At 37.4% G+C, this 16,663-nt stretch carries 12 protein-coding genes; 5 read left to right on the top strand and 7 right to left on the bottom strand.

All coding sequences use genetic code 11. From position 1 onward, the window contains the following. The first annotated feature begins 144 nt into the window (after window positions 1-144). From gyrB to mdh, 4 genes are all read left to right on the top strand, one after another. Window positions 145-2,085 (top strand): DNA topoisomerase (ATP-hydrolyzing) subunit B, encoded by a 1,941-nt coding sequence (gyrB, locus tag DZ858_RS00515; RefSeq protein ID WP_117159475.1) that lies wholly within the window; start codon window positions 145-147, stop codon window positions 2,083-2,085. A 135-nt stretch (window positions 2,086-2,220) separates the two neighbouring features. Beyond that, window positions 2,221-3,114, top strand: a complete 894-nt coding sequence (locus DZ858_RS00510; RefSeq protein ID WP_117157624.1) for an OmpA family protein — start codon at window positions 2,221-2,223, stop codon at window positions 3,112-3,114. Window positions 3,115-3,141: 27 nt separating this feature from the next. Further along, the gene (locus DZ858_RS00505; RefSeq protein ID WP_117157623.1) at window positions 3,142-4,164 is read left to right on the top strand and encodes a DUF6588 family protein; all 1,023 of its coding nucleotides are present in this window, start codon (window positions 3,142-3,144) and stop codon (window positions 4,162-4,164) included. A 293-nt stretch (window positions 4,165-4,457) separates the two neighbouring features. Beyond that, window positions 4,458-5,384 carry a malate dehydrogenase gene (mdh, locus tag DZ858_RS00500; RefSeq protein WP_117157622.1) on the top strand — a complete coding sequence of 309 codons (927 nt, stop codon included), beginning with the start codon at window positions 4,458-4,460 and terminating at the stop codon, window positions 5,382-5,384. Between the two features lie 66 nt (window positions 5,385-5,450). On the opposite strand, the gene DZ858_RS00495 is transcribed toward mdh, so the two are convergent. After that, window positions 5,451-5,984 carry a GNAT family N-acetyltransferase gene (locus DZ858_RS00495; RefSeq protein WP_117157621.1) on the bottom strand — a complete coding sequence of 178 codons (534 nt, stop codon included), beginning with the start codon at window positions 5,982-5,984 and terminating at the stop codon, window positions 5,451-5,453. A 97-nt stretch (window positions 5,985-6,081) separates the two neighbouring features. Next, window positions 6,082-8,631 (bottom strand): adenosylcobalamin-dependent ribonucleoside-diphosphate reductase, encoded by a 2,550-nt coding sequence (locus DZ858_RS00490; RefSeq protein ID WP_117159474.1) that lies wholly within the window; start codon window positions 8,629-8,631, stop codon window positions 6,082-6,084. Between the two features lie 486 nt (window positions 8,632-9,117). On the opposite strand from DZ858_RS00490, the gene secDF reads away from it, so the two are divergent. After that, window positions 9,118-12,210, top strand: coding sequence for a protein translocase subunit SecDF (gene secDF, locus DZ858_RS00485; RefSeq protein ID WP_117157620.1), 3,093 nt, complete (start codon window positions 9,118-9,120; stop codon window positions 12,208-12,210). Between the two features lie 517 nt (window positions 12,211-12,727). Here the strand turns inward: secDF and DZ858_RS00480 are convergent. From DZ858_RS00480 to DZ858_RS00460, 5 genes are all read right to left on the bottom strand, one after another. Continuing rightward, the gene (locus DZ858_RS00480; protein ID WP_117157619.1) at window positions 12,728-13,222 is read right to left on the bottom strand and encodes a DUF192 domain-containing protein; all 495 of its coding nucleotides are present in this window, start codon (window positions 13,220-13,222) and stop codon (window positions 12,728-12,730) included. A gap of 116 nt (window positions 13,223-13,338) precedes the next feature. After that, entirely contained in the window at window positions 13,339-14,172 is an 834-nt protein-coding gene (lgt, locus tag DZ858_RS00475; protein WP_117157618.1) for a prolipoprotein diacylglyceryl transferase, read from the bottom strand. A 96-nt stretch (window positions 14,173-14,268) separates the two neighbouring features. After that, entirely contained in the window at window positions 14,269-14,508 is a 240-nt protein-coding gene (yidD, locus tag DZ858_RS00470; protein WP_117157617.1) for a membrane protein insertion efficiency factor YidD, read from the bottom strand. A gap of 64 nt (window positions 14,509-14,572) precedes the next feature. Continuing rightward, window positions 14,573-15,139, bottom strand: coding sequence for an anthranilate synthase component II (locus DZ858_RS00465; RefSeq protein ID WP_117157616.1), 567 nt, complete (start codon window positions 15,137-15,139; stop codon window positions 14,573-14,575). Between the two features lies 1 nt (window position 15,140). Beyond that, window positions 15,141-16,538 carry an anthranilate synthase component I family protein gene (locus DZ858_RS00460; RefSeq protein ID WP_117157615.1) on the bottom strand — a complete coding sequence of 466 codons (1,398 nt, stop codon included), beginning with the start codon at window positions 16,536-16,538 and terminating at the stop codon, window positions 15,141-15,143. Window positions 16,539-16,663 lie beyond the last annotated feature (125 nt).

Below are 16,663 nucleotides of genomic sequence, written 5' to 3'. Positions count from 1 at the left end.
AAACCGATAAGGTTTAATTACTGTCTTTTTTTCACATTAATCTGTTAATAACTTCCGGAGGTTAATCAATGGAATGCCTTTATTTTATAATGGGTTTCGTTATATTTGTTCGTTACGTATCAGAAAGAAAAACAACCTAAATTTATGAAGGACGAAAAAGACATTAAAGTATATGGTGCCGATAGTATTCAGGCATTAGAAGGAATGGAACATGTGCGCATGCGACCATCAATGTATATTGGTGATGTAGGCGTACGCGGATTGCATCATTTGGTGTATGAAGTGGTAGATAATTCCATTGATGAAGCGATGGGAGGCTATTGCGATACCATAGACGTTTGGATTAATGAAGACAACTCGGTGACCGTAAATGATAACGGTAGGGGTATTCCGGTAGATATGCACAAAAAAGAAGGGGTTTCTGCTCTTGAGGTGGTTATGACCAAAATTGGTGCCGGGGGTAAGTTTGATAAAGATTCTTATAAAGTTTCTGGTGGTTTGCATGGGGTTGGTGTTTCGGTTGTAAATGCCTTGTCTGAAAACCTAAAAGCTACGGTTTATCGTGACGGTAAAATATGGGAACAAGAATACGAGCGTGGTAAAACCATGTACCCTGTAAAATCCACTGGCGAAACAGATAAGAGGGGTACGGTTGTAACTTTTAAACCTGATTCTGAAATATTCAAACAAACGCGTCATTTTAACTACGATACTTTAGCGAGTAGAATGCGTGAATTAGCTTTTCTTAATAAAGGGCTTACCATTAGCATCACTGATAAACGTGAAACAGATGATGACGGTGATTTTATTACAGAAACCTTCCACAGTGAAGAAGGTTTAAAGGAGTTTATCCGTTTCTTAGATGAAACACGCGAACCAATTATTAATGATGTTATTTCTATGGAAGGGGAGAAAAATGATATCCCTGTAGAAGTAGCGATGATTTATAACACTTCTTTTAACGAAAATCTACATTCATACGTAAATAATATCAATACTCACGAAGGGGGAACACATTTAACTGGTTTCCGTCGTGGATTAACAACTACTTTAAAAAAGTACGCCGATGCTTCTGGAATGCTAGACAAACTGAAGTTTGAAATTTTGGGTGATGATTTTCGTGAAGGACTAACAGCTATTGTTTCGGTAAAAGTAGCGGAGCCTCAATTTGAAGGACAAACCAAAACCAAATTAGGAAACCGTGAAGTATCTTCGGCTGTAAGCCAAGCTGTTTCCGAAATGCTTGAAAATTACTTAGAAGAAAATCCGAACGATGCCAAAACCATTGTTCAAAAAGTGATTCTTGCAGCAAATGCTCGCCACGCAGCCCGTAAGGCTCGTGAAATGGTGCAACGTAAAACCGTAATGGGTGGCGCTGGTTTACCTGGTAAACTATCTGATTGTTCAGAACAAGATCCTGAAAAGTGTGAAGTATTTCTAGTAGAGGGTGACTCTGCAGGGGGAACAGCAAAACAAGGGCGAGACCGTAATTTTCAAGCTATTTTACCATTGCGGGGTAAAATTTTGAATGTGGAAAAAGCCATGCAGCACAAGGTTTTTGAAAACGAAGAAATTAGGAACATCTTTACCGCATTAGGAGTAACCATAGGAACTGAAGAAGACAGTAAAGCACTAAACCTTTCAAAACTTCGCTATCATAAAATTGTAATTATGTGTGATGCCGATGTAGATGGTAGTCACATTGCAACGTTGATTTTAACGTTCTTCTTCCGATATATGAAAGATTTAATTGAAGCGGGACACGTGTACATTGCAACTCCTCCTTTGTATTTATTGAAAAAAGGAAAGAAAAGCGAATATGCTTGGTCTGAAGAAGCCCGTGCTGAAATCAACGCCAGCTTTGGTGGTGGAGCCAGTATCCAACGATATAAGGGTCTAGGTGAAATGAACGCCGAACAATTATGGGATACGACTATGAATCCTGAGTTTAGAATTTTAAGGCAGGTAACCATTGATAATGGTACCGAAGCAGACCGTATTTTCTCTATGCTTATGGGTGATGAAGTACCGCCAAGACGGGAATTTATAGAGAAAAACGCGAAATATGCGAATATTGACGTATAAGTAACCCACTTCCATCTTATGAGCCCATAACTCTTGTTATGGGCTTTTTTTATGCGTTTTAGATAGCTATGCAATTCTTGTTGAGCCTGTTACTGTAAAATAAATTTGTTACATTTAAGGTAAATAACTTCTATTATGAAAAAACTATACATCTTTTTGTTGGTTTTATTTGTTGTCCAACAAACATACTCTCAAACTGGGAAAACCTATCCAGATGGAAAAGGCGGTGAAGTATATTTTCCGCTTGGTGATATTTCATTTGCCGATGAACTAGTTTCCTTTAAAGTTGGAGATCCAGCACCTATAGAGGGGTACGGGCCAGAAAAAACGCTTCAGGTTCCAGATTATAAAGGTAATTACGAAAAAAAATATACCACTTTAGGATATGGAGGGGAGTTGATTGTGAAATTCAATGATAATACGTTGGCTGATATTGAGGGGCCCGACCTTTATATTTTTGAAATTGGTCCACTAATTGAGCCTGTGGACGTGTATATTTCCAAAGAAGGTGAAAATTGGATTTCTATTGGCCGCACAGGTGGAGGCTTTTCAGAAATAGATATATCGGAATTTGTGGAACCGTCAGCAATTTTTAGATATGTAAAAATCGTGGACATAAAGAAAAAAAAGAGTGGTAAATGGCCAGGAGCAGATATTGATGCTATTGGTGCCATTGGTTCTGCATTTAACTTTAAATTAAACAGTGCTTTTTTGTTTGATACGGGTAATGCTGTTTTAAAAAAGACGGAAGAATTAAGTAAAGTGGTCGATAAAATAAAAGAAATAAGCGAATATACCGTTGTTGTAGAAGGGCATACGGACAACGTAGGTTCAGCTGAAACCAATAAGATTCTTTCAGAAAAAAGAGCACAAGAAGTGAAAGGTTTTTTGGTGAAGAATGGGATTATTGCTGATTCTATAACTACCAAAGCCTATGGAGAAAGCAATCCTGTGTCGGACAATACAACCGAAGAAGGAAGAGAACAAAACCGAAGAGTAGAAATTGTTGTGCTTCCAAGTAAACGATAAACTTGAAGATATTTAAACATAAAAGTTATGAAGCATGTTGTAGTTTTGATTGGCTTGTTGGTGAGTTTGCCAACCCTTTCTCAGGAAAATTTAGAAGATTTATTAGCTGCCGGAATTGAAGATGCACAGCGATTTGCAACAGAATATATTACTCCAGCTGCCGAGGGGATGATTTATAATACTGCAAATGGTTGGATACAATCAGCTGAAGTAAAAAAACCACTGCGATTTGAAATTTCTGTAGTTGGAAATGTTTCGTTTGTAAAAGATGAGAACAAAAGTTTTACATTAAACACAGCCGATTATAACAACCTTTATTTTAGGGATGCAAGTACGGTAAAACAAGTTGCTACGGCTTTTGGTGAAAATAATCCAGATATAATAGTGTATGCCGAAGTTCAAGATGAGACAGGAACATTCACAGAAGAAGTTGAGTTTTCACTTCCGCAGGGATTGGCTTCTGCTAACTTAGATTTTTTACCCACTGCTTTTTTACAAGCTCGGTTTGGGGTTTTTAAAGCCACGGAATTAAAAGTGCGCTACTTTCCAAAGATAGAACGTGAAGATGTAAAAACAGGTCTTTTTGGCGTGGGGTTACAGCATGAATTCACACAATGGCTGCCTGCAGAATCTGTCTTTCCGGTTGCTATTTCAGGATTGGTAAGCTATAATAACCTTAGTGGAAATTACGATTTTACAGATGATAGTATTGTAACTGGTGAAAACCAGCAATTTGATGTCAAGCAAAACAGTTGGTTGTTTCAATTGCAGGCATCAACTAAACTACCGGTTTTTAATGTGTATGGAGGTGTTGGTTACGTTACCGGAACATCAGATTTTGATGTCCTTGGGACCTACAGAGTAGCCGATGGTATTCCTTTAGTAGAAGACACTAGTGAGTTTACAGATCCTTTTTCGGTACGGACAAAAGTTTCAGGGGTTAAAGGAACTATAGGCGCTAAATTAAAATTAGGTTTTTTCGGCTTGCACGCCGATTATAATTTTTCAGAATTTAATACAGTTACAGCTGGGGTACACTTCGGAATTTAATACGCTCATGTTTTTCTAAAGCGTTTTCTCTTTTTCAGTTTAAATGACTAAAAAGAAACAAGATAAATAGAACCAAGAACCACGACAAAAATACCGTTGTGGTTCTTGGTTTTTATGGCTTTCATTTGAATTAATTTATTGTTGCAGTTTCATCTAATGCGAGCAATAGAATCCTTGTTCCCTTATATTTAACCCTTTCTTATCATATTTTAAATGAGATAATTGTATTTTTGCGCAACAAGAATTATTCAATTCTCGTTTCAAATAAATCATTCATTCAAAAACAACATATAATGAAAGTTACAGTAGTAGGAGCAGGTGCAGTAGGCGCAAGTTGTGCCGAATATATTGCCATTAAAAATTTTGCAAGTGAAGTAGTTCTTTTAGACATTAAAGAGGGCTACGCCGAAGGAAAAGCAATGGATTTAATGCAAACAGCTTCCTTAAATGCATTCGATACACGTGTAGTGGGTACAACAGGAGATTACAGTAAAACAGCAGATAGTGATATTTGTGTGATTACAAGTGGTATTCCTAGAAAACCAGGAATGACTCGTGAAGAGTTAATTGGTATCAATGCTGGAATTGTAAAAGATGTTTCTTCTAATCTAGTAAAGCATTCTCCAAATACCATTATCATTGTGGTAAGTAACCCAATGGATACGATGACGTATTTGGTGCACAAAACAACCGACCTTCCAAAAAACCGAATTATTGGTATGGGTGGTGCTTTAGATAGCGCTCGTTTTAAGTACCGTTTAGCTGAAGCATTAGGTGCTCCTATTAGTGATGTTGACGGTATGGTGATTGGCGGTCACAGTGATAAAGGTATGGTGCCTTTAACACGTTTAGCGACAAGAAACAGTGTGCCAGTAACCGAATTTATTTCTGAAGATAGATTAAACCAAGTAAAAGAAGATACCAAAGTTGGAGGCGCAACCCTTACTAAATTATTGGGTACTTCGGCTTGGTATGCTCCTGGAGCTGCCGTAAGCGGATTGGTACAGGCCATCGCTTGCGACCAGAAAAAAATATTCCCTTGTTCTACCTTGTTAGAAGGAGAATACGGTTTAAACAATCTTTGTATCGGTGTGCCAGTAGTATTAGGCCGTGACGGTATCGAAAAAATTGTTGATATAGAATTGACCGATGCTGAAAAGGACCATTTAAAAGAAAGCGCTGAAGGCGTTAGTAAAACTAATGGTTTACTAGAATTGTAAACCATTCAAGAATAAAAAAACCGTCTCAATTGAGGCGGTTTTTTTTATCTTTTTCTGAAATTTTAATCAGAAATCTAATTCCAGTTTCATTAACACATCGGTCTGTTTGTCGGTGCCAACCCAATAAAACTGATTGTCAAACGCTTTAAACCCTTGATTTTTATAAAAATAGATAGCTTTTTGGTTTTTATCCCAGACACTTAACCAAAGTGTTTTTATATTGAATGACTGTGCTTTTTCTACGGCTTTCTTCAGTAAAAGCTTTCCTACTCCTTTTCTTTGAAACTTTGATAGGATGTAGATGCGTTCTATTTCCAGCGCATCAGGAAGTTTATTGTCTGTTTGAGCACTACCTTGATTTACCTTTAAATAGCCAATAACCTCTTGGTGATTCATCGCAAAATAATAAAACGAATCTGGGTTTATTATACTTCTTTGTAGGTGTTCGGTGTTGAAGTTTTTAGCTAAATAAGCATCCATATCTTCCTTGGTATTTTCCGAAGCATACGTCTCGAAAAACGTTTCTTTGGCAATCTTTTGAAGTTCAAGTACAGATTTTGATTGAACTTGTTTTATTAAAATGGAGGATGCAGGTTTCATTCTAAAAAATGATTAGACGTTTTAAAGATAATTAAAAAAGCCCCGATTTAATATCGGGGCTTTAATGATAATAAGATACGATTTATTTTTTAATGAATTATCCGCATTTAGACGAACCGCAATCTTTACATGTTAAACAGCCTTCTTGATAAATTAACTGAGAAGAATTACAGTTGTCACATTTTTGCTTTCTTGCTAATGTTCCGTCTTCAACATAGCGTTTTAATGCTCTTGCAACTCCATTTTTCCATGTATTTATTGATTCGCTGTCCAATTGTAAACTGTTAATTAACTCTACCGCTTTTTCAATAGGCATACCATGACGAAGTGTACTGGAAATTAATTTTGCATAATTCCAATATTCTGGGTCAAACTTATGTGATAACCCTTCAATCGTAGTTTTGTATCCTCTTTTGTTTTGATATTGAAAATCATATCGAGAGGTTCCGTCTTCGTTTCGGTTTTTTATAATCAATCCTTTTGTTGCCCAACGGGGAAGCAAGATCCCATCTTCATCTGCCAATCCAGTAAAGATTTCGTAAGGTTTATCGTCAATCAAGCCAATAAAAGCAATCCACTTTTCTTTGTTGTTCTGAAAACGTACTACATCGGCTTCTAAAACTTCAGGTCGTTTGGTGGGGAAAGAAATTAAAGATTCTTGATTTTCCTCTTTTTTCTCTTCATTTGAAATCAATACACCAGAACGAGACCCATCTCTATAAACGGTAACTCCTTTACAGCCAGCTTGCCAAGCTTCTAAATATAATTTACCCACCAATTCTTCATCTACATCATTAGGAAGGTTGATGGTTACACTAATACTATGGTCTACCCATTTTTGAACGGCGCCTTGCATACGTACTTTACTCAACCAATCCACATCGTTAGAAGTGGCTTGATGATACGGTGATTGCTCCACTAATTCATTCAATTCTTCTTGGCTGTAATTTGTATCGGTATCGTGACCATTGATTTTCATCCATTCTTTAAAGCGGTGGTGGAAAACAACGTATTCCTCCCAAGAGTCGCCTACTTCATCTATAAAATCGACGCGCGCATCTTTATCGTTCGGGTTTACTTTTCTTCTTCGTTTATACACCGGTAAAAATACTGGTTCAATTCCAGAAGTAGTTTGCGTCATTAAACTAGTTGTTCCGGTTGGAGCAATAGTTAAGAGTGCAATGTTCCGACGGCCGTATTCCAGCATATCGTAATACAGTTTTTCATCGGCTTCTTTTAAGCGAAGAATAAACGGGTTTTCTTTTTCTCTTTCTGAATCAAAAATCCCGAAAGCTCCACGTTCTTTAGCAGCATAAACTGAGGCACGATATGCTTCAAGAGCAATAGTTTTATGAATTTCTACAGAAAAATCAACGCCTTTTTCACTTCCGTATTTTATGCCCAAAGCTGCTAGCATATCACCTTCGGCAGTAATGCCAATTCCGGTACGACGCCCTTCTTCAGCTTTTCTTTTAATATTCAACCATAGGTTTCGTTCTACAGCCTTTACTTCAGCACCTTCAGGGTCAGCATCGATTTTAGCCAAAATAGCATCTACTTTTTCCAACTCTAGGTCGATAATATCGTCCATAATGCGTTGGGCAGCGGCTATGTGTTTTTTAAATAGTTTAAAATTGAACTTCGCTTTTTCAGTAAATGGTTTTTCAACATATGAAAATAAGTTGATAGCCAATAAACGACAAGAGTCATACGGGCATAAAGGAATCTCTCCACATGGGTTAGTCGATACGGTTTTGTAACCTAAGTCGGCATAGCAATCTGGCACCGATTCATTAATGATAGTGTCCCAGAATAAAATGCCCGGCTCGGCAGATTTCCAAGCGTTGTGTACAATTTTTTTCCAAAGCTTATTAGCTTCAATATCTTTTGAATACTTTGGGTTCTCGCTGAAGATAGGATATTTTTGAGTGTAGTTACCTTCGTTTTTTACAGCTTTCATAAACGTATCGTCCATACGCACCGAAACATTGGCACCTGTTACTTTACCCTGTTCCATTTTAGCGTCGATGAAGTCTTCTGCATCTGGGTGGTTAATGGAAACAGAAAGCATTAATGCTCCACGGCGACCATCTTGTGCAACTTCGCGAGTAGAGTTGGAGTATCGTTCCATAAAAGGAACAATGCCTGTTGAGGTTAAAGCAGAATTTTTTACCGGCGATCCCTTTGGTCGGATGTGCGAAAGGTCATGCCCAACACCGCCACGACGTTTCATAAGCTGTACCTGCTCTTGGTCAATTTTCATAATGCCTCCATAGGAATCAGAATTTCCGTCGTTTCCTATAACAAAACAGTTAGAAAGTGACCCTACTTGGTATTTGTTACCTATACCGGCCATGGGACTTCCTTGTGGTACAATATACTTAAAGCCTTTAATTAGATCGAACACCTCGTCTTCAGTCATCGAGTTTGGATATTGCTTCTCAACGCGAGCAATTTCTTTTGCGATACGACGATGCATATCGTTAGGTGTTTTTTCGTAGATGTTACCATCAGAATCTTTTAGGGCATATTTGTTTACCCAAACGCGAGCTGCTAGATCGTCTCCTTTAAAGTATTTTAATGAAGCAGAAAAGGCTTCTTCTTGTGTGTAGGTTTTGGGGGCGGAGGCAGGAGCTTTTACTTGCATATAATGTGTTAATTTTTGTAGTTGAGAAATCAATTTTGAAAGTGTAAATATAGAAAAATAGATGACACTTCACGCTATTTAAAAATAAAAAGTTGTCAAGAAAAAAATGTTAATAATTTGATTATCAGAATAATAAAAATTTGTCAACAATAAAAAGTTAACAAATTTTTAAATAAAACTTGATAAGTGGCTGGGTTGTATGATGTTGGGCTTGTTTGATTTTTTGATATATTCTTCATCCATTTATAAATAGAATTCAGAATAATATTGGTGAAAATTAAAAGAAGGTATTGGGCAGTATGATGTTTTATTTACAGGTTCTTTTTTTTTAGAAAAAGAAAATCATATATGTTGTATACTCAATCATATAAAATATTGATTTGTATTCAATTAATTTGTTAAAGTTTTTAGAAAGAAAATAATTGGCATTTCTTAATTGAAAACCTATATTTGCACGTTTTAAAATTTATATAAACACGTACAAGAATGCAAAATAAAGGACTCATTACAGTATTTGCAATACTATTTGGCTTGGTAAGTTTATACCAATTGTCATTTACATTTGTTGCAAACAAGGTGGAAGGCGATGCAGAGGCGTTTGCGAAAAGCCAATACACGCAGGAAAACCAACACGATGAACGCGAAGCAGCAGAATCTCGTTATTTAGATTCAATTGGTAGCGATCCTGTGATAATTGGTATTGACTACAATACAGCAAAAGACAAAGAGCTTAATAAGGGGCTTGATTTAAAAGGAGGGATTAATGTAATTCTTCAAGTATCGGTTAAAGATATCTTAAGTGGGTTGGCAAACAACTCTAAAGATCCTGCTTTTAACCAGGCACTCAATAACGCTGATGAACTTCAAAAAAGTAGTCAGGATACGTATTTAGAGTCTTTTTATCAAGCGTTTGAAGCCATTCCGGGCGATAATTCTTTAGCTTCTACTAGTATTTTCTTTAATAAAAATTTAGAGGATGATATTAACGCATCCATGACCAATGATGAAGTAAAGTCGGTATTGGAGCAAAAGATTGATGAGGCTATCCTTTCAGCATTCGAGGTTATACGTAAACGTATTGATAAGTTTGGGGTGACGCAACCTAATTTACAGCGTTTAGGAAACTCTGGACGTATTTTGGTAGAATTACCAGGGGCTAAAGATGTAGAGCGTGTTACTAAACTACTACAGAGTACAGCACAGTTAGAGTTCTGGGATGTTTACAAGTTTGATGATATGGCAGGCTTTTTATCTCAAGCCAATGAAAAAGTAAAAGCATTAAAAGGAAGTGATGTTTCAGAGAAAGAAGAAACTGCCCAGACGGGAGATTCTTCAAATGCTTCAGAGCAGGCAGAAGCTTCCACAGAAAACGATTCTACAGAAGTAGCTCAAGATACAACGGCTACCGATGAGGATGATATTAGTAAATTATTGGGTGGAGAAGATGTAGAAGAAACAGCTGAAGAAAACCCGATATTAGATAAAATGGTTTCTCCTGGATTTCAGGGAAGCCCAATATTGGCTACGTTTGAAGTAAAAGATACTGCAGCAATTAATAGCTATTTGCGTATGCCGCAAGTAAAATCTTTATTACCTAATGAATACCGTTATGCAAAATTTGTTTGGGGACTTCCAACAGAGAGTCAAGTAGAAGATTTAGGGGAAGTAACCTCATTATATGCAATTAAAGGAAACCGAAACAATGAACCACCGATTGCTGGTGGTGTGGTGACCGATGCAAGTCAAACCTACGACCAAAGAGGGCAAGTAGCCGTTTCTATGCAAATGAACGGAAAAGGAGCCCGAGCTTGGGAAGAATTAACCGGCGAAGCATATAAAAACCAAAGTCAGATAGCTATTGTGCTTGATAACATTGTGTATTCTGCCCCAGGCGTTACTACAGGGCCTATTGCAGGTGGAAGTAGCCAGATTACAGGAGACTTTTCCATTACGGAAGGACAGGATTTAGCAAACGTATTACGTGCAGGTAAACTACCAGCATCTGCTGATATTATCCAATCGGAAGTAGTAGGACCTACACTAGGGCAGGAAGCTATTAGTAGCGGGATTCTATCATTTGTACTTGCCTTGGCTTTTGTATTAATTTGGATGATCTTTTACTATGGTAAAGCCGGTGCTTTTGCGGATATTGCTTTGGTCGTGAACATCTTGTTTATTTTCGGAATTTTAGCAGGACTTGGAGCCGTGTTAACGTTGCCTGGTATTGCTGGTATTGTATTGACTATTGGTATTTCGGTAGATGCGAACGTACTTATATTTGAGCGAATTAGGGAAGAACTCGCAAAAGGAAAAGCACAACGCGATGCCATTAAAGATGGTTTTAACAATGCATTGTCATCTATTCTCGATGCCAATATTACAACTGGGTTAACCGGTTTAATATTATTGGTATTTGGTACAGGGCCTATACAAGGCTTTGCGACTACCTTATTAATAGGTATTCTTACTTCCTTGTTTACGGCAATCTTCATTACTCGATTGTTTGTTGATATGTATGCTAAAAACGGAAAACCGCTAACGTGTTCTACAGGGGCTACTAAAAACCTATTTAAGAATGTAAATATTAACTTCTTAGGAAAACGTAAAGTGGCTTTTATCATTTCAGGTATTTTAGTTACAATCAGTTTGATATCGTTATTCACTAACGGGTTAAACCAAGGTGTTGACTTTGTGGGAGGACGTACTTATACTGTGCGTTTTGATAAAACAGTGGATGCCAAAAACATCGAAAACGATTTAATCGAAGTTTTTGGAAGTGCTGAAGCAAAAACCTATGGTAGTGATAATCAACTTAAAATCACTACGAAGTATAAGGTAGATGAAGCCAATGCGGAAGTGGATCAAGAAATTGAACAAATGTTATTTGAAGGCTTGCAACCAAACTTACCTTCTGGGATGACTTACGAAACGTTTAAAGCTGACGACGAAGGAAAAGAAGTTGGTAGAATGGAATACTACAAAGTAAGTCCAACGATTGCCGATGATATTAAAAGGGACTCATTCTGGGCCGTATTGGGATCGTTGATTGTCGTGTTTTTATACATATTACTACGATTTAGAAAATGGCAATTCAGTTTAGGTGCTGTTGCGGCAGTATTCCACGATGTATTGATCGTGTTGGGTATCTTCTCACTTACCTATAAATTTATGCCGTTTAATATGGAGATTGACCAATCGTTCATTGCCGCGATCTTGACAGTAATCGGGTACTCGCTGAATGATACCGTGGTTGTGTTTGACCGTATCCGGGAATTCTTTAATGAGCATAACAGTTGGAAGATGAACCGTATTATTAACAGTGCATTAAACAGTACGTTAAGTCGTACGTTAAACACCTCGGTTACTACGCTAATTGTATTGTTATCGATATTCCTTATAGGTGCAGAATCTATCCGTGGATTAATTTTCGCCTTGATGGTTGGGGTTGTAGTAGGTACCTACTCATCGCTGTTCATCGCAACACCAGTATTCTACGATACGGTTAAGAAAAGAGGAATTGATCTTACTGAGAAAAAAGAAGAAGAGGAAGAAGAAACACCAGAAGCTCTTAAAAAATAAGGTTTCTAGTTTCTTCGGAACTATAAAAAAGCCCGTCTTTTCAAATGAGAAGATGGGCTTTCTTGGGTCTAAATTAGCTAGTTTAGTTTATAAATTTATTTAACTTGGGATTAGTGGCCTTTGATCATAAGATGGTTAGAGGTTAGTTTCCGTACTTACGTTATGGTTCTGTAGAAGTTAAATTTAGTTTCAATGCTTAAAGATATTTTATCTTAATCCTGAATTCGAAGTTTAACTGATTTATTTAAAAAAATTTTATATTTTAGTAACCTGTAAATCAATTAGTTGTTATAGGTACCGAATTTAAATATGAATTTTTTAAAAAGGGTAGATGATGAAAATCAATCCCGAAAAAGGTTATGATTCCAATTATAGAAGAAATTATACTTATGATATCCCAAAATGTCATTGTATAAAATTAACTATTTATTAATAGTTTGTTAGAAATGATTATTAACAATTTTCAACATTCATTTAAAATACAAGAGTTATGAGGGTAACCCAATAATTAATGAAATTAGTTATTTGTCGTCCACCCCACAACATCTCCTTTTTCCAATTCCCACGTATCGCTAAGACCCGCGTTTACTTCCAGCACATATTGGGCGGCACCTTGAGAAGGTAGGGAAGTTGGGTCCATGGGTTTGGCGTTTTTTTGGATGCTAACAATTTCCTTGTCACTGTTTATATAAATAATGTCTATACTAAACTCAGTATTTTTCATATAAAATGATCGCGGGCGTGAGTCTTCGAATACAAAAAGCATCCCTTGGTTATCGCCCATGCCTTTGCGATACATTAAGCCGGTTTGAGTTTGATATTCGTCGTCGGCAATTTCTATATCCAACGTAGTAATAATAGAGTCGGTTTTAGCCTCTTTTAAGGTCAGTTCGCCTTCTTTAGTGAAGGAAACTTCTTTGGTAATGCTTTTTTGTTCGCTTGTTTTGTCTTTGCAGCTAAAAATAGCACCCGTTAAGGTGATGCTAAGTAGCAGTATGATTGCTTTTTTCATGAGATATTGTTTGTAGTCATTTCGACTGTAAAGAGAAATCACATCCTATTAATTACGTGTAGTTATTCACTCAGATGAGATCCCTCGTCGTGCCTCCTTCGGGATGACAGTAAAATTTATGCTTCTTTCGGATATCTTCGTTTAGCCGATTGTACCATTAAATAGATACCTATTAAAATAAAAGGAATACTTAGCCATTGTCCGGTGTTAAGCGCCCATTCGGCACGGTTTTCCACTTGGGCTTCTTTTACAAATTCTACTAAAAAGCGAACGGTCCAAAGTAGGATCAAAAACAGCCCGAAAATATACCCTAAGTACTTTCGTTTATCTGTTTTCCAGTAGATAAACCAAAGGATAAGGAATACCAAAATATAACCTCCCGCTTCGTACAACTGCGCTGGGTGGCGCGGAAAAGTTTCTCCTAACTGTTTAAAGATAACACCAAAGTCGCCGTTAGTAGGTTTTCCTATTATTTCAGAATTGATAAAATTACCAATACGTACAAAAATACCACCACAAGCTACGGCAATTACTACTCGGTCTAAAATCCATAGCACGGGTTTTTTAATCACCTTTTTACTGTACATAAACATGGCAATAATAATAGCAATAGCCGCTCCGTGGCTAGCAAGCCCTTGGAAACCGGTGAACTCAAACTCTGGTACGGTACGAATAGGAAGCAATACCGAAAGAGGGTCTTGCCAAATAAGTTCAGTTTGATAAAAAATTACGTGCCCTAAACGTGCTCCTAAAAGCGTTGCGATAACTGTGTAAATAAAAAGGCTGTCTAGTTTTTCTTCTGAAATGTTTTCATTTTTAAATATCCGTTTCATAATAAACCACCCCAGTGTAAAGGCGACTACAAACATTAAACTGTAATAACGGATAACAAAAAAACCAAGATCGATCCCTTGAGAAGGGTCCCAGGTGAAAGCTAAAAATTGTGTCATGTAGTATGTTTTATATAACGTACCTTTTTAATTTCAGTCATTTAAAAGAGTACGTGTGCGATTGTAAAGATAGAAAATCCAATAGCTATACAAACGCTACGGTCTTTCTTTTTTTGGCGGAACAGGATCATAACCAGAACCACCCCAAGGATTGCAACTAGCGATGCGTTTTATAGCCAGCCAGCCACCTTTAAGCAATCCGTGTCGTTTTAAGGCTTCTACACTATAATGTGAACAAGTCGGTGTGTAGCGGCATGTGGAAGGCGTGAGTGGAGATATCACCTGTTGATACACCTGAATTAAAAATACAAAAGGAGCGATTAAGATTTTTTTCATTGGTAATACTAAAATAATATTTTTTACTCACTACTCACTACTCACTACTCACTACTCACTACAATTAGCTTTCCACCCAATTTTTTATGATCTCTTTCCCTTTAGGCGTCAAGACACTCTCGGGATGAAATTGTACGCCACGAACATCATACAACTTGTGGCGTAGCGACATAATTTGTCCGTTGGAATCTACCGATGTAATTTCTAATACTTCCGGTAAATCTTCTTTATTAACAACCCACGAGTGGTAGCGACCTATTTCAATTTCATCACCTAGATCTTTAAAAAGCGGTTCGTCATCCACTAGAATTGAAGCTTTGGTTGCAACGCCGTGAAACACTTCACTTAAGTTGTTGATAGTCCCACCAAAAACTTCGCCAATGGCTTGTTGCCCTAAACAAACCCCTAAGATAGGTTTTTTGGCAGCATACACCTCAATTATCTTTTTTAACAATCCTGCTTCATCGGGTACGCCGGGTCCTGGGGACAAAAGTATTTTATCGTACTGTTCCACTTCTTCTATGGTAAACCTGTCGTTTCTTTTTACGGTGACTTCACAGTCTAATTCTTCCAGATAATGCACTAAATTGTACACAAAACTATCGTAGTTATCAATTACTAATATTCTCATATTAAATTTTCTCTGCTAATTTCAAGGCTTTTGTTAAAGCACCTAATTTGTTATACACTTCTTGTAATTCGTTTTCTTCTTTACTTTCTGAAACCACTCCGGCTCCCGCTTGATAATGTAAGGTGTGGTTTTTACTTAGAAACGAACGGATGATGATGGCGTGGTTGAAATTTCCGCTGAAATCCATAAACCCAATCGCACCACCATAAAACTCACGGCTTCTATTTTCGTATTGTTCCAGTAACTGCATGGCTTTGTGTTTGGGAGCGCCACTTAGCGTGCCGGCCGGAAAGGTATCGGCCACCACTTGCATAGTAGGCGTTTCCTTATGTTTGTTGGCGGTTACTTTACTTACCAAATGGATTACATGCGAGAAAAACTGAACTTCCCGATACGTATCAACCGTTACGTTGGTTCCATGACGGCTTAAGTCATTTCGAGCCAGATCGACTAACATCACATGTTCACTATTTTCTTTTTCGTCTGCAGAAAGTTGTTTCGCTAATTCGGCGTCTTGTTCATCATTACCGGTTCTTTTAAAGGTTCCGGCAATGGGATGAATTTCGGCAACATCCCCTTTTACAACCAATTGTGCTTCTGGCGAGCTTCCGAAGATTTTAAAGTTTCCGTAGTCAAAGTAAAAGAGATAGGGGGATGGGTTTACACTTCGTAGCGCACGGTATACATTAAATTCATCTCCCGTAAAAGTTTGTGAAAACCGTTTGCTGGGTACAATCTGGAATACATCGCCACGTGCGCAATGTTCTTTACATTTTCTCACCAATTCTTTAAAGCCTTCATCGTCAATATTTGTTTTTGGTTCGCCTTGCGTATTGAATGGATACTCAGCAAAATTTTTAGATTTTAGCAATTGCTCCAGTTGTGGAATGTTGTTTTCTGTTTCGTAACAATGTGCAAATAGATAGGCTTCGTTATTAAAATGATTGATTGCTATGATGTTTTGATACACGGCATAGTACACATCGGGCATTTCAAGTGTTTCCTCTTTTTTCGTCATGTCAATATTTTCAAAATACTGAACAGCATCGTAAGCCATATATCCGAACAAACCGTTATTGATAAATTTTAAATCGTTTTCTTCGGAAGAAAAAGAAGCAGCAAATTTATCAAGGATAGCGGGTACGTTTGTTTCAGGATTAATGGTGATTTCGGCTTCTTTTCCGTCTGGGAATTGTTGCGTAATCACTCCATTTGCTATTTTAATCGAAGCAATGGGGTTGCAGCAAATGTAACTGAAACTATTATCGTTGGCGTGATAGTCACTGGACTCTAACAAAAGACTATTAGGAAATTTGTCCCGCAGCCGCAAATACACCGAAACCGGCGTTAACGTGTCTGCTAATAATTTTTTTGAATGTGTTTTTAAGTGATATTTCATAATATGTTGTAAACAAAAAAGGCTTGTCGTGAAAGACAAGCCTTTGGTTTTATTTAAGTACCATGGTGCTTTTACTCACGATGTGCTACGTGTGTAAAATATGCCACCAGGTATGTTGTTTGTTT

This window comes from Marixanthomonas ophiurae (assembly GCF_003413745.1).
GTDB classification, from domain to species: Bacteria; Bacteroidota; Bacteroidia; order Flavobacteriales; family Flavobacteriaceae; genus Marixanthomonas; species Marixanthomonas ophiurae.
This window is presented reverse-complemented; position numbering and strand designations above follow the sequence as displayed.